This window comes from Tissierellales bacterium, from assembly GCA_025210965.1.
GTDB lineage: Bacteria > Bacillota > Clostridia > Tissierellales > JAOAQY01 > JAOAQY01.
The window spans coordinates 35997-50845 of sequence record JAOAQY010000072.1 but is presented as its reverse complement, the minus strand read 5'-3'; the positions used below and the strand labels follow the sequence as shown (position 1 = coordinate 50845).

Here is a 14849-nt window from a genome sequence, read left to right as displayed (position 1 = left end):
TTATGACTATTAAATCACTAGAAGAACTAAAAAAAATAAGAGATGATAATCTGAAAAAAGTAAAGCTGAGAGAATCGGGAGAAGGGAGTAGTCAAGTAGAGATATTGGTTGGGATGGCAACATGTGGTATAGCTGCAGGAGCTAGAGAGACACTTGCTGGATTGTTAGAGGCTATAGAAGCTGAAGGTTTAGAAAATATAAAAGTTGTTTCAGTTGGGTGTTTGGGATATTGTCATTCAGAGCCAGTTATTCAAGTAAATATACCAGGAGAAGAGCCTGTCTTGTATGGAAAGGTAGATAAAGAAAAAGCAAAAGAAATAGTAAAAAAACATATAGTTGGAGGAGACCTACTCAAAGACTCAATACTAATAAATACATTTAATAGAGCATGATAGGGGGGATAATATGTATAGAATGAATATAATGGTATGCGGAGGAACAGGGTGCATATCAGCAGAGAGTGAGTTAATTATTAGTTTATTTGAAAAAGAAATAGCTAAAATAGGATATGAAAAAGAAGTTCAAGTTATAAAAACAGGATGTTTTGGATTTTGTGGACAAGGTCCGATTGTAAAAATCCATCCAGATAATGTGTTTTATGTAAAAGTCAAACCTAGTGATGTAGAAGAAATAGTAAATGAGCATATTGTTAAAGGTCGTAAGGTAGAAAGATTATTGTATGAAGAACCTGAAAAGCACAAACCTATAGAAGAGCATAAAGATATGGCGTTTTATAAGAAACAATATAGAATTGCACTTAGAAATTGTGGACTTGTAAATCCGGAAGATATATCAGAATACATTGCATTTGATGGCTATGCAGCTCTTGGGAAAGCGCTATTAGAAATGAGCAGAGATGAGCTGATAGAAGAGGTAAAGAATAGTGGATTAAGAGGTCGAGGAGGAGGAGGATTTCCTACAGGTTTGAAGTGGGAAATTACTAAGAAATCGCCAGGGGATGAAAAATATATTATTTGCAATGCAGATGAGGGCGACCCTGGTGCATTTATGGATAGAAGTATTTTAGAAGGTGATCCACACAGCGTTATAGAAGCTATGGCTATAGGTGGATATGCTATTGGAGCTAATAAAGGGATTATTTATATAAGAGCGGAATATCCTTTAGCTATAAATAGACTGGAAACCGCAATTCATCAAGCAAGAGAGGTCGGAATGCTTGGAGAAAATATATTTGGTGCGGGATTTGATTTTGATTTAGATATAAAATTAGGCGCTGGTGCTTTTGTTTGTGGTGAAGAAACTGCACTTATTCATTCTGTTGAGGGACATAGGGGTGAACCTACATACAAACCACCATATCCTTCAGTTTCTGGGTATAGAGGAAAACCAACTTGCGTAAATAATGTAGAAACATTTGCTAATATACCACCAATATTATTAAAAGGTTCAGATTGGTTCAGCTCTATAGGAACCGAAACAAGTAAAGGTACAAAAGTTTTTGCGTTAGCTGGAAAGATAAATAATGTAGGTCTTGTTGAGGTTCCTATGGGAACTACATTAAGAGAAATAATATATGAAATAGGTGGCGGAATAAAGGATGGTAAAAAGTTCAAAGCAGTTCAAACAGGTGGTCCATCTGGAGGAGTTATAACAAGGAATGATTTGGATACACCTATAGACTATGAGCAACTAAAGAAAATAGGTTCTATGATGGGATCTGGAGGAATGATAGTTATGGATGAAGATGACTGCATGGTCAATATAGCTAAATTCTATTTGGATTTTACTCAAGAAGAGTCATGTGGTAAATGTACGCCTTGTAGAGTCGGTACTAAGAGGATGCATGAGATACTTGAAAGAATAACTGAAGGTCATGGGAGACCCGATGATATTGCTAATTTAGAACAATTGGGAAAAATGATTAAAGATACCGCTCTTTGTGGACTTGGTCAAACAGCACCTAATCCAGTGCTCAGTACAATAAATTATTTTAGAGAAGAGTATGAAGAACATATATTTGATAAACATTGCAGGACTAATGAATGTAAAGCACTTGTGAAATACAAGGTAAATCCAGATAAATGTATAGGATGTACAGCTTGTGCAAAAAAATGTCCAGTTTCATGTATAGAGGGAAAGGTAAAAGAAGTTCATATTATAGATCAATCAAAATGTATAAAATGTGGTGCCTGCTACGAAGCATGTAAATTTGGGGCAATAATAAAACCATAGGGGGTGGAAAGATGACGAAAAAAATCGGTCTAATGATAAATGGAATGCAAATAGAAGTAGATGAAGGGACAACGATATTGGAAGCTGCAAAGCAGTTAAATATCCATATTCCGACACTTTGTTACTTAAAATCTGAGGATTTTAAGATAGAAAACCATCCTGCGACTTGTAGAGTGTGTGTTGTGGAAGTTGAAGGAAGACCAAATTTAGCACCATCATGTGCTACAAAAGTATCAGAAGGAATGGTAGTTAGAACTGATACACTAAGGGCAATTCAAGGAAGGCGTATGGCTGTAGAATTGCTTCTTTCAAATCATCCAAACGAATGCTTTACTTGTGCAAAAAACTTAAACTGTGATTTACAAGCACTAGCTCAAGAACTAGGGGTTAGGGAAATTAAGTGGGACGGAGAAAAAATGGATTATGCTAAGGACGTATCTAGTGATGCCATAGTTAAAGATCCCAATAAATGCATAATGTGTAGACGCTGTGAAACTATGTGTAATGAAATACAAACCTGCAATATACTATCGGCGGTGAATCGTGGATTTGATACATTTGTAGGACCGGCATTTAATTTGCCAATGAAAGACACATCATGTACCTATTGTGGACAATGTGTCGCAGTATGTCCTACGGCAGCATTGACTGAAGTGAATAATACAGTAAAAGTATGGGAGGCTCTTAACAATCCTAGAAAACATGTTATAGTTCAGACTGCACCAGCGGTAAGGGTTGCACTAGGAGAATTATTTGATATGGAGCCTGGAACTATAGTTACCGGTAAAATGGTTACGGCACTTAGAAGATTAGGTTTTGATGGTGTTTTTGATACTGATTTTGGAGCAGACCTTACAATAATGGAAGAGGCATCGGAATTTGTTCATAGATTGGAGCATGGAGGAAGATTACCTATGCTTACAAGTTGTTGCCCAGCATGGGTTAAGTTCTTTGAGCATCAGTTCCCAGATCTTTTAGATGTACCGTCTACGTGCAAATCTCCTCATGTAATGTTTGGAGCTATAGCGAAAACATATTATGCACAAAAAATGAGTATAGATCCGCAAGATTTAATTGTGGTATCGGTTATGCCATGTGTAGCAAAAAAAGCGGAAGCTAGTAGGCCAGAATTGACGAAAGATGAAGAGAGCAATGTAGATGTAGTTATAACAACAAGAGAATTAGGTCAAATGCTACACGAAGCTGGTGTTGATTTTAAAAATCTAAATGATAGCGATTTTGACAAAATGATGGGAGAAAGTACAGGTGCATCTGTTATATTTGGCACAACTGGTGGTGTAATTGAAGCTGCTGTTCGTACTGCTTATGAATGGATTACCAAAACAGAACTTAAAGATGTTGAATTTAATGAATTAAGAGGTATAGAAGGTATAAGGGAAGCTACAGTGAAAATCGGTGATCAAGACATATGTATAGGAATAGCACATGGATTAGGAAATGCTAGAAAACTTTTAGAAGAGATAAGGCGTGGTGAATCTAAGTATCATGCAATAGAAATAATGGCATGCCCTGGTGGATGCATAGGTGGTGGAGGACAGCCATATCATCATGGAGATACTGAAATACTCAAAAAAAGACAAGCTGCAATTTATGATGAAGATAGAAAGAAAACTATAAGAAAATCACATGAAAATAAAGAAATAAAGAGATTGTATGATGAGTTTTTAGGAAAACCTTACGGCGATAAAGCTCACGAATTGTTGCATACTCACTATGAAAAAAAAGAGAAAATTTAATTTGTAAAAAAATACTATCTTAATCAATATTGATTTAAGATAGTATTTTTTATTCTTAAGAATAATGTAAATGTAATATTTTTGAAATGAGTTTTTAATCAATCGATGTTATACTACTAAGTAAGAGGGAAAGGTGTGATATTGATTTGTATGATACTAAGAAAAAAATAATTAGATTTATATGGATTACTATTGGTGCACTTATTATGGCAATTGCGATAAATTTATTTATAGTGCCGCATCATTTAGTATCAGGGGGAGTAACTGGTTTATCTTTGATATTACAATATTTGACTGGGATAAAAGCTGGAGTTTTGATTTTAATTATAAATATTCCATTGTTTCTGATTGGAATGAGGGAAATCAATAGAGAATTTATACTAACTAGTTTGTATGGTATGCTTAGCCTTTCGATTTTCTTGGTTTTGACAGAAAAGTATTCTAGCTATGTGATAGTTGAGGATTTGTTGGCATCTTGTATTTATGGTGGCCTGTTTAGTGGACTTGGAGCTGGAATTATTTTCAGACAGAGTGCATCGACAGGAGGAACAGATATAGTTGCTGTGATAATGAAGAAAAGATACGATATAAGTATATCTTCTATCGGATTTGTGTTAAATGCGTTTATTGTACTTATGGGAGCTTTTACAGTTAATTATACTATTGCTATGTACACACTTATTAATATGTTTATATTTGCAAAAGTTTTTGATGTATTGCTTCAAGGTTTTGATAGAAGAAAGATGATATTGATTATTACCGATGAATCAGAAAATATGGCACAGGCTATAATGAAAGGATTAAAAAGGGGAGTAACTTATCTCGAAGGCGAAGGCGCATATACTAAAAATAAGAAAAAAATAGTTTATTGCATAGTATCTCAGCGTCAGATGGCGGATCTTAAAAGAATAATTAATCAGATTGATCCTAAAGCATTTATGTCTATTATAGACACATCAGAGATACACGGGTTGGGCTTTAAAAATATAGAATTTTAGATTATTAATTTAAGGGTATAAGATTAATAGTAAAATACTTTGAGATGAACAATTTACTAGAGCTAATGAGAGGTGGTATTTATGAAAGAAATGTTGTTACAAAATTATGGACACCATGAAATATTTATATCTGATGTGGTGATAGCAAATATTATAGTTGAAACATTGAATCAATACTCGAATGTCAACTACGTTGGTGGCAAAAAAGGAGTTAATCAATTCTTAAAGAGAAATAAAACCAATATAGAAAAACTTGATGAAACGAAACAATTGAAAGTTGATGTGAGAATACAAGTTCCATTTGGAGTAAATATTCCAGAACTGACAAGAGATATACAAAAGAATATAATTGATAATTTTGTGCTATTTTTAGATTTAGAAAATGTAAAAATAGACTTGATAGTAGATGGATTTATAAAAAGCTAAGGTGCTGTGAAGCACCTTTTTTATTTTGAAAATATGACAAAAACTTAATGGACTAGAATTTTTAAACGCCAAGGTATAGAATGGAGTAAAGAGTATTCTTTGACTATATGGTGGCATGTTATATGCTGGCTAATCCAAACAGGAGGGAAGATCATGACAAGAGAAACATTATTAAAAAATTACAAATTATTCTATTTCTTTGAAGAACTTTCAAAAATTCCAAGAGGTTCAGGAGATGAGAAAGCTATTAGTGACCATATTTATGAGTTTGCTAAGGAAAACGGTTTAGAAGCGTATCAAGATGAGATGAATAATCTTATTATCAAAAAACCTGCGCATTCTACTATGGCAGATAGACCAGGTGTGATTTTACAAGGACATTTGGATATGGTTAATGTTAAGGAAGAAGATTGTAATCATGATTTTGACAAAGATCCAATCAAACTTATATATACTGAAGATTTAATAACAGCAGATGGAACATCACTTGGGGCCGACAATGGTATCGCTGTGGCTATGGCGTTAGCTTTGCTAACAGATAAAGAGGCAGTACACCCTAAAATTACTGCATTATTTACAGTTGACGAAGAAAGTGGTATGGGCGGAGCAGCTAATTTAGATCCTACTCATGTTGAAGGCGAGATAATGATAAATATTGACTCAGAAGAAGAGGGAATATTCTTGGGAAGTTGTGCTGGTGGTGTTAGGAATATAGTAACTCAAACAGTTAAGAGAACTGATTCTAAATTTAAAGAAACATATAAAGTGAAGATTTCAAATTTACTTGGAGGACACTCAGGTTCTGAGATTCATACAGGTAGAGCTAATGCTATAAAATTATTGGGAAGAATGCTTCAAAGCTTTAAAGAAAGCTTCGAATTTGAGTTAGTAAGCTTAACTGGTGGAGAAAAAATGAATGCAATACCAAATAGAGCTGAAGCTATTATAAGAACTAGCCATAAAGATAAGCTAGATGAATTAGTTGATTCACTAAGAAATACTTATAGCAAAGAATATGGAATGGTCGAAAAAAATATCACAATAACTACAACTAGTGAAGAATCTGAAATGAAATCTATGACTACAGAATCTAGAAATTATGTAATTGCTTTATTGCGTTTAATTCCTTATGGACCACAAACTATGAGTCAAGCTATAGAAGGACTTGTTGAAAGTTCAAGCAATATTGGAGTTTTAACAACAGAGGGAGATGCTGTATTATTTGAAAGTGCAATAAGAAGTTCGGTACAGACATTGAAGCATGAGATAGCTAAAAGAATTCAAGAGGCTGCAATGCTTACTGGTGCAGATTTTAAATTGATATCAGATTACCCAGCATGGGAATACAGAGAAGATTCTCATATCAGAGAGGTCTTTAAATCTAGTTATAAAAAATTATTTAATAAAGATGCTAAAATAGATGCAATTCATGCAGGACTAGAATGTGGATTACTTACAGAAAAATTAGGTGCTATTGACATGATTTCTATGGGACCAAATATGTATGAAGTTCACTCTCCGAATGAGCGTTTAGAAATTCAGTCAACAATAAGAACTTGGGAATTATTGAATGACGTATTGAAGAATGTATAGAAGTTTTATTTAATTAAAAACACGTTGCCGGGTATTATTCGATATTTGTGTATTGAATAATATGGCAACGTGTTTTTTTGTTAACTTAACGCGGTAATATTATAGTTACTATTGTACCTTCGTTTTCAATGCTATCAATCCAAATAGTTCCACTATGCTGTTCTATTATTATTTTTGCAATTGACAATCCCAATCCAGTGCCGCCCATTGATTTAGCTCTAGATTTATCAGCACGGTAAAACCTTTCAAAAACATGCGGCAGGTCAGATTTTGAGATTCCAATTCCATTATCAGCGATTGAGATAAAGATGGATTTATTAGATGATTTAGTTGATAAATAGATGCTACCATTTTCAGGTGTATACTTCATACTATTATCCATAAATATTCTGATTGCTTCTTTTAGAGCTACTCTATCGCCATAGAAATCTATATGTTCATTAGTTTTAGAAAAATATTTATGATTCTGATCTATTAATTCCATATCTTGAAAAACTTCTTCGATTAAAACATTCATAGAAAAATTATTTTTTTCGAGTTTTAAAGAATTTTTGTCATTTCGCGCTAGATATAGTAATTTTTCTACAAGGCTTTGCATTTGATTTGTTTCACTTATTATGGATTGAATACTTTCTTCTAAAATTTGAGGATCTTTTTTACCCCATCTATTTAGCATATTGGCATAACCTTTCAAAACTGCGATGGGAGTTCTGAGTTCATGTGACGCATCATTTACAAATTGGCGTTGCTTTACATATGATGTTTCAAGTCTATCCATCATATCGTTGAATGTGAGAGCTAAATCTTTTAACTCATCCTTAGTACCTTTTATGTTTATCCTCTCATCAATATTACTTATGCTTATATTTTGTACTGTTGCTGTCATATTTTTTATAGGTTTCAAAAGTTTTCGGCTCATTTTGTTGCTAAGCAGTATTGCTAACAATATGAGGAAAAAATTGAAAAATACTGATAAAAAAATCAATGATTGAAATGAATTCTTTTGGTTTAAAAATGGCATAACAAGGATAATATCTAAGTCATCATAGTAAACATTTAGTTTTACTATAGATGGTAAGTCAAATCCAAATAATAATTGTTCTTCAAGGCCAAAACCACGTCTCAAATTATAGACATCTGAAGGGTTGTCATATAGAGAGTTATCTTGAACAAAAGAATTTAGTAGAGTACCATTTTTATCGTATACATAAACATCTAAAGTATTATGGTATGCGTATTTTTCAATTGTTTCTTGATCTAAATCTATAGCTTTTGCTAAATCATGCAAATAATCACTCGATTTTACTAATTGAGTGTAAGTTGAGTCGAAGTAACTTGAATGAGCATAATTTAATAAGTATAGATTTTCTATAACTAGTAAAGTTGGAATTAAAATAGCAAAAAACAAAGTTAGCTTAAAAGAAATATTAAATCTTAGTAAATTACATATTTTAGAAAATGTAAAAGAGATAAATCTAAATGGTGCCCAAACGAGCCACAATATAATCCGAATGATTTGTTTTATAATACTTAGAATCATTTGTTACTATCCTTCATGATATAGCCGACGCCACGGATAGTTTCGATGAGTTTTACATGAAATACATCATCTATTTTACTTCTCAAATAGCGTATATACACATCAACTATATTTGTTTGACCAACAAAATCGAATCCCCATACATTTTCAAGTATTTGATCTCGAGATAATGCCATATTTTTATTTATCATTAAATATTGCAATAAATCGTATTCTTTTTTAGTCAATTGAATTTCTGAATTGTTGTACGTAACTATGTGCCTAGAGTCGTCAAGCGATAGATTCCTGCAAAGTAATTTTGAAGATTGAGAATCAGAATCTAAAGTTTTTATATGACGAAGTGTTCGCCTAATACGTGCTAATAATTCTTCAATTTCAAATGGCTTTGTTACATAATCATCTGCACCAAAATCAAGCCCCATTACTTTATCCATGGTGTCATCTTTTGCAGTAAGCATTATTATGGGAATATCAGATTTTTGTCTTATGCGACGACAGATTTCCATACCATTTAGACCAGGAAGCATTACGTCTAGAAGTATCATATCATATTGATTAGACAAGCCTTGTTCTAATCCATCTCTACCGTTAAATACAGTAGTTATGCAATAGCCTTCATGGTTTAGCTCGAGTTCTAGAAAGCGTGCTATTTTGACTTCATCTTCTACTATGAGAATATTTGTATTCATATTGAATCCCTCTTTTGAATTAATTATTTTTGAAAGGTAACTATTGGTTATCTATATCTTTTGAATCATTATTATCGTCCTCAGGTTCAGCTAAAGGTTCTATAGAATCAAGACTTACAAAATCCCAAGTTTGTTTCATAGGTAAGGTAATTATTAGAAACGGAATGGAAACTGGCAATAAAGATACAATAATAATTAAAGTCAGAATTGTTTGCATTTGAAAGATACGTTGCTTTTTCCTATTTGTGACAATAGTATATGATAATAAGAATTTCTTTAATTTTTTCATAAAAGATGTTTGTTTTTTTTGATTGTATCCTATTTGTTCAATATTGATAATTAAATTATTATTTTCTAGATATATTAGTGTTTCAACTAAATCATTGTTGTTTCTTTCTAGAGCATCTTTAGCAACGGCATAAGATACATGTGTACGATTTTTTATTAAATCTATTTTTTCTAATGAAGTTGACATGAAAAAGCCTCCTTTTATAATTAAAATACAATATATATGTATTTTAGTCAAAGAAATTTAGATATATATTGTATTTTGATTAGAAATGTATTAGAAATGTAATCATAAGCAATTATTGTTTAATCTTTTTTTAATCTTTATGAGGTATATTGTAAAAGACAATGGATGTGAAAATCATAAGATTAAGAGGAGGGCAAAAATGTCGAGTAGGGTGAAAAAAAATAGTATTTTAGTCAGTGCTTTAATTATGATAGTTTTTTTTGTAATAAGCACATCAGTAATAGCAAGTAGCGGGTTTTTAGTTCAGATAGAACCTGGTTTTTCTGGTTTTGTAAAGCATGATGAAGTTATACCATTTGGTATAGATATAACAAATAGTGGTAAGGATTTTGATGGAAAAGTAGAAGTGTATGTAAATTACGAAGATGAACGCGATCCAAGATTTTTAAAATATGAAGAAAATCTTAATTTGCCTCAAAATTCAAGCAAGAAAATAGTACTGCCTATTTATGCAGAACAACCAGAGACTAACGAATACGTAGTGAAAATAGTTGATAACAATGGGAATATTATTTTTGAAAAAAGCGAATCATGGTTCAATGAGGAATATTCTGAGAGTGCTGGATATGGTGAAATCGGAGTTATTGCAGAATCAGTAGAACAATATAGAGAATTAAATGGTAATCTTATACAATTAGAAAACAATAAAATAATAAATAAAGAAGTTCTTGATCTATTTCAATATATTATATTGTCAAATGAAGTTAACAAATTGACAAACGAGCAAATTGACTACTTGAAAGAATGGCGAAATAGTGGAGGCTATTTTATAGTTGATAGTCGTAGTAAAGCGTGGGCAGAAAATAATATAGGATTAGCAAATACGAATTACTCTGAGATTGATAGCAATAGTATAGATATGATAAATGAACTACTTAAAGATAGAAAAGTAGTTTCAAATGATAATGATAGATATTGGTATAGTGATTGGTACACAGCGACTATACCGGCTAAATTAGCACCAAAGTTTGATTTACTAAAGATAGTATTGATGATTTTTGTAGTAGTTGTAGGTCCGGTGAATTACTTGGTATTGAAGCAGATTGACAGACGAGAATTTTTGTGGATATCGGTACCAGCTATAGTTTTAGTTTTTTCTATAGGAGTATACGCAATTAGCTCTAATACAGAGCTTAAAGGTCCTGTTATGAGTAAGGCATCATATGTAGAATTAAATCCTAATAGTAATGTTGCCAAAATTAGCAGTTCTAGTTCGATCTTTGCGACTACAGAGAATGAGTGTATTTTAGAATTTTTAAACGATGTGAAAGTAAATTATGGGAAAATAAGAGCATATGATTTTAATAAAAATAAGGAAAATGTTTTTGTAACTAACAATATTGTGCAAAAAACTCTAAAGTATAAAAACAATGGTTTTTGGTCACCAACAACAATACCAATTGACTGGGAAACCGATAGTATTGGAAATATAAATACTGAATTGAAATTAGAAGATAACACTATTAGAGGTATTATAAAGAATGAAACTGGATATTTGCTAGAGGATATGGTATTTGTATTTGATAAAACAATAGTGTTTTTAGGAGATCTTAGAGTTGGTGAGGAAAAAATAGTAGAAATAGATTTGAAAAGAGGAAAAGAAACTAATTGGAGTGACATAGAAATAAGTGATCTCTATTATTCAGATGAAAGATCTAAGTATTTAGAATCGCAGGGAATAGATACAAGTGAGAATAATGAAAAAAATTATTTGACAGAAGACTTTAAACAAAGCTTTTCAAATAGATTTTTCGATTCTAAATATAAATCAAGTGAAAAAAGGTTTGGAAACTATATAATTGTAGCTTGGAATGAGGAAAATCTAGATTTTAGTTCGATGATGAATGGAAAGGAAATGAATCAGCTTAATAGAAATATGATTTATTCATTTGGAGAAATACAAATGGAAAAGGGAAGTGTAGTGACAGGGTCAACTGATTTGCTCGTTGTTGAGGTTAAAAATGTAAATGGTTTGGAGTATGATACAAGGCGAGATTATCTATATGGTGTAGGAAGTGCAGAAATACACTATAGAGAAGTTGAGAGTGACGTTGATATTAATGAGTGGCAATTTTATTTAGATGAAAGTCAGGGAACAAATTATCAAATATTTAATATTAAAGAAAATAATTGGGAAGATATCCAAAATGGAAAAATTTTAAATAGTGAAGACATAGATAAATATATGGATGAAGACAAAACTATAGTGCTGAAAATAAATTCAAATGTTGATGATTCTGTGAGCCTTCCAGAAATTAGAGTTCAGGGGGTTGTGAACTAATGTTGAAATTGAAAAATGTTACTAAAAAATATGGAAATTTTATAGCAGTAGATAATTTAAATTTGGAAATAAAAAAAGGAGAGATATTTGGTTTTGTTGGTCCAAATGGTGCGGGTAAAACTACTACTATGAGAATGATTGCAACGCTACTAGAACCGACAAGTGGAGAAATATGGATAAATGATAGAAATTTAAATGAAGACTTAAATGGAGTTAGAAGTCAAATTGGATATATGCCAGATTTTTTTGGAGTCTATAATGACTTAAAAGTTGAAGAATATATGACTTTCTATGGGGATTTGAACAAAGTTCCAGAAAAAGAATTGAATAAGAGAATAGATCAACTATTAGAGTTAGTAGGTCTTACGGAGAAAAAAAATGCATATGTAGATGCGCTTTCAAGAGGTATGAAGCAGAGACTATGTCTAGCTAGAGCACTTATTCATAATCCAGAACTATTAATACTAGATGAGCCAGCATCTGGTATGGATCCAAGAGCTAGAGTTCACATGAAAAATATACTTAAAGAGCTTAAATCGATGGGGAAAACTGTAATTATTAGTTCGCACATACTTCCAGAAATAGCTGAGATATGTACTAGCATAGGAATAATAGAGCGCGGAAAGATAATAACTAGGGATAGTGTAGATGGGATAATTAATTCTGCTGGAGAAAATAATATAGTTAGGATAAAGACTTTAAATAAAGTTGAAGAATTGGAAACTATATTGAGAGAGAATCCTTATATTACTGAAGTACAGAATAGAGACTATGAATTTGCAGTAGAATTTAACGGGAGCGATGAAAAAAAATCTGAGTTGTTAAAGGATATTGTGAAAGCGAATATTTCAATAGTAAATTTTGGAAATACAGACCAAAATTTAGAGGATATATTCATGAAAGTGACCAAGGGGGAAGAATATGATTAATCCAGTTTTAAAAAAAGAGATTAAAGTACGCGCAAGAAATTGGAAAAATGCAGGAATGATTACATTATATGCTCTAGTACTGGTTTTTGCAGCGGTGGTAGTGTTTAAAACTGCCGAATTTGATTTTGGATATAGAGGTGGTTTTTCACCAGAGGTATTACAAGGACTTTATATAACTTGTGCTATAATTCAGATATTTTTGATAGGACTTTTAGTTCCAGCAACAACTGCAAGTGCTATAAGCGGTGAAAAGCAAAGGAGAACATTTGATTTGTTGATTTGTAATAGAGCATCTAATAGAACAATTATACTTGGAAAATTGATGGCTTCTTTATTACAAACATTCATGCTTTTGATTTTAGCATTACCAATATTAAGCTGCCTTTTCATGTTTGGTGGCATTAGTGTGACAAATTTGTTTAAACTGACTATATTTTTTATGGTTACATCGGTTTTGCTTGGAAGTATAGGTCTTTTTTGCTCTACACAGTTTAAAAGTACTGTTCCATCAATAGTTGTCAGTTATGTGATCATATTTATTTTAAGTTTCGGAATGCTTATTTTAATTGCAATTGGATACGAGTTGTTTGATTTTAACGAATTTAAAAATTTGCATGCTGTATTCTTGATATTTAATCCAGGAACGGGTTTATCAGCTATTTTGTCAGAACAAATGGGATCGTCATTTAATTTTATAAATGCAATAACTGACTTAGATTGGTCTGCTAATTTTACGCTTGTAATGAATCTATTCGCTGAGCTAATTCTTTCAGGATTTTTTATATGGGCTGCGACTAAAAATATAAATCCATTTAAAAATAGAGGTAGAATAAAATGAAGCAAATAAAGGATATTATTTCAAGAATTAAGTTTATCAATTTAGTTAACGAAATAAATTCAAATATATATAACATCTTGTTTATAGGAGTGATAATCACTATTACAATGATAATGGGTTCAAAAATAGTACCCATTATTTTTGTAGTAAATAAATTAACTGTACTATATTTTTTTCTAGTTATAATTATGATTGTATTTTCGATTTTAAAGACTAAGAAAACATGGAAGTATTCACTTCTAAAATTGGATGATAAGCAAAGACTAATTACTGCATTAGAGCATGAGGATATGGAAGATGAGCTTTCAATTATGCAGAGAGAAGATGCTATTAGTTATGTAGCGAGTATAGACATAAAAAAAGAGTTACCTATCATTTTTTGGTACAAAGAGCAGGCTTTAAAAATAAGTATTGCAGCAGTTGTGCTTTTGATAGTTTTATTTGTGCCGCCATTTCACAATGCACAGATAAATAAAATCGAAGCAGCAAGTGAAATAAAAAAAGAAGTATTAAAAGAGATAAATGATAATAAAAAGTTGATTCAAGATATGAAACTGGAAAATCAATTAAAAAAAGATATTATGAATGCATTGGATAAAACCAAAAAAGAACTCAAAAAGTCTAATGTTAAAAAAGATTATAAAAAAGATATTGAGAAGCAAAAGAAAAGCTTAGAAGATATGATAAGAAAAACGCAAGATGCTTTGAAAAAGAAAACAGAAGGGATGAATGAGCAGAGTAAATTGCTAGAAGAGTTACTTAAGCTAGATAATTTAGAGAATTTACAATCAGTATTAGAAAAATATCAACTTAATGATGAATTACTAAAGGACTTACAGAATTTATCAAAAATGCAAGATAGTTTAAAAGAGCTTCTAAAAAATATTGATCCAAAGGCTTTAGAGAATATAATGAAAAATTTACAAAAAGAATTAAGTTCATCTAGCTGTAGTCAAACTGATTCACAAAATGGACAAAATCAAGGCGGAACGTGAGGATCATCAAATGGCGGAAGTTCTGCTCAAAATGGAAATGGATCTTCAAATGGAAGTAGTTCAGGCAAAGGCGAT

General features: G+C 31.6%; 13 protein-coding genes. 10 read left to right on the top strand and 3 right to left on the bottom strand.

The window, feature by feature from the left end; translation table 11 throughout:
• The first annotated feature begins 2 nt into the window (after positions 1-2).
• From N4A40_05210 to N4A40_05185, 6 genes are all read left to right on the top strand, one after another.
• A complete protein-coding gene (locus tag N4A40_05210) occupies positions 3-392 on the top strand; it encodes a (2Fe-2S) ferredoxin domain-containing protein (protein MCT4661242.1) in 390 nt (129 codons plus the stop codon).
• 13 nt (positions 393-405) lie between these two features.
• Positions 406-2193, top strand: a complete 1788-nt coding sequence (gene nuoF, locus N4A40_05205; GenBank protein MCT4661241.1) for an NADH-quinone oxidoreductase subunit NuoF — start codon at positions 406-408, stop codon at positions 2191-2193.
• A gap of 11 nt (positions 2194-2204) precedes the next feature.
• Positions 2205-3950: an NADH-dependent [FeFe] hydrogenase, group A6 gene (locus tag N4A40_05200; GenBank protein MCT4661240.1), complete on the top strand. Its 1746-nt coding sequence runs from the start codon at positions 2205-2207 to the stop codon at positions 3948-3950.
• Between the two features lie 146 nt (positions 3951-4096).
• Positions 4097-4948, top strand: a complete 852-nt coding sequence (locus N4A40_05195) for a YitT family protein (GenBank protein ID MCT4661239.1) — start codon at positions 4097-4099, stop codon at positions 4946-4948.
• Positions 4949-5029: 81 nt separating this feature from the next.
• Positions 5030-5374 carry an Asp23/Gls24 family envelope stress response protein gene (locus tag N4A40_05190; GenBank protein ID MCT4661238.1) on the top strand — a complete coding sequence of 115 codons (345 nt, stop codon included), beginning with the start codon at positions 5030-5032 and terminating at the stop codon, positions 5372-5374.
• Between the two features lie 153 nt (positions 5375-5527).
• Positions 5528-6967: an aminoacyl-histidine dipeptidase gene (locus tag N4A40_05185; protein ID MCT4661237.1), complete on the top strand. Its 1440-nt coding sequence runs from the start codon at positions 5528-5530 to the stop codon at positions 6965-6967.
• 85 nt (positions 6968-7052) lie between these two features.
• Here the strand turns inward: N4A40_05185 and N4A40_05180 are convergent, their stop codons facing one another.
• The 3 genes from N4A40_05180 to N4A40_05170 all read right to left on the bottom strand — a co-directional run bounded on the left by N4A40_05180 (position 7053) and on the right by N4A40_05170 (position 9671).
• Positions 7053-8375, bottom strand: coding sequence for a HAMP domain-containing histidine kinase (locus N4A40_05180; GenBank protein MCT4661236.1), 1323 nt, complete (start codon positions 8373-8375; stop codon positions 7053-7055).
• Between the two features lie 128 nt (positions 8376-8503).
• The gene (locus N4A40_05175) at positions 8504-9196 is read right to left on the bottom strand and encodes a response regulator transcription factor (protein MCT4661235.1); all 693 of its coding nucleotides are present in this window, start codon (positions 9194-9196) and stop codon (positions 8504-8506) included.
• Positions 9197-9236: 40 nt separating this feature from the next.
• Positions 9237-9671, bottom strand: a complete 435-nt coding sequence (locus N4A40_05170) for a hypothetical protein (GenBank protein MCT4661234.1) — start codon at positions 9669-9671, stop codon at positions 9237-9239.
• 199 nt (positions 9672-9870) lie between these two features.
• Here N4A40_05170 and N4A40_05165 point away from each other — a divergent pair, with 199 nt between their 5' ends.
• From N4A40_05165 to N4A40_05150, 4 genes are read left to right on the top strand one after another with little or no spacing between them, the layout of a single operon-like run.
• Complete coding sequence (locus N4A40_05165) at positions 9871-12012, top strand: hypothetical protein (protein MCT4661233.1); 2142 nt, start codon at positions 9871-9873, stop codon at positions 12010-12012.
• Positions 12012-12941 carry an ABC transporter ATP-binding protein gene (locus N4A40_05160; protein MCT4661232.1) on the top strand — a complete coding sequence of 310 codons (930 nt, stop codon included), beginning with the start codon at positions 12012-12014 and terminating at the stop codon, positions 12939-12941. The genes N4A40_05165 and N4A40_05160 overlap by 1 nt, the downstream gene beginning before the upstream one ends.
• Positions 12934-13779, top strand: coding sequence for an ABC transporter permease (locus N4A40_05155; protein ID MCT4661231.1), 846 nt, complete (start codon positions 12934-12936; stop codon positions 13777-13779). The genes N4A40_05160 and N4A40_05155 overlap by 8 nt, the downstream gene beginning before the upstream one ends.
• Positions 13776-14774, top strand: coding sequence for a hypothetical protein (locus tag N4A40_05150; GenBank protein ID MCT4661230.1), 999 nt, complete (start codon positions 13776-13778; stop codon positions 14772-14774). The genes N4A40_05155 and N4A40_05150 overlap by 4 nt, the downstream gene beginning before the upstream one ends.
• Positions 14775-14849 lie beyond the last annotated feature (75 nt).

Coding starts and splice junctions, on each gene's coding strand:
- N4A40_05160 (MCT4661232.1), top strand. CDS start 12,012: ATGTTGAAATTGAAAAATGTTACTAAAAAATATGGAAATTTTATAGCA.
- N4A40_05200 (MCT4661240.1), top strand. CDS start 2,205: ATGACGAAAAAAATCGGTCTAATGATAAATGGAATGCAAATAGAAGTA.
- N4A40_05190 (MCT4661238.1), top strand. CDS start 5,030: ATGAAAGAAATGTTGTTACAAAATTATGGACACCATGAAATATTTATA.
- N4A40_05210 (MCT4661242.1), top strand. CDS start 3: ATGACTATTAAATCACTAGAAGAACTAAAAAAAATAAGAGATGATAAT.
- nuoF (MCT4661241.1), top strand. CDS start 406: ATGTATAGAATGAATATAATGGTATGCGGAGGAACAGGGTGCATATCA.
- N4A40_05175 (MCT4661235.1), bottom strand. CDS start 9,196: ATGAATACAAATATTCTCATAGTAGAAGATGAAGTCAAAATAGCACGC.
- N4A40_05165 (MCT4661233.1), top strand. CDS start 9,871: ATGTCGAGTAGGGTGAAAAAAAATAGTATTTTAGTCAGTGCTTTAATT.
- N4A40_05170 (MCT4661234.1), bottom strand. CDS start 9,671: ATGTCAACTTCATTAGAAAAAATAGATTTAATAAAAAATCGTACACAT.
- N4A40_05155 (MCT4661231.1), top strand. CDS start 12,934: ATGATTAATCCAGTTTTAAAAAAAGAGATTAAAGTACGCGCAAGAAAT.
- N4A40_05150 (MCT4661230.1), top strand. CDS start 13,776: ATGAAGCAAATAAAGGATATTATTTCAAGAATTAAGTTTATCAATTTA.
- N4A40_05185 (MCT4661237.1), top strand. CDS start 5,528: ATGACAAGAGAAACATTATTAAAAAATTACAAATTATTCTATTTCTTT.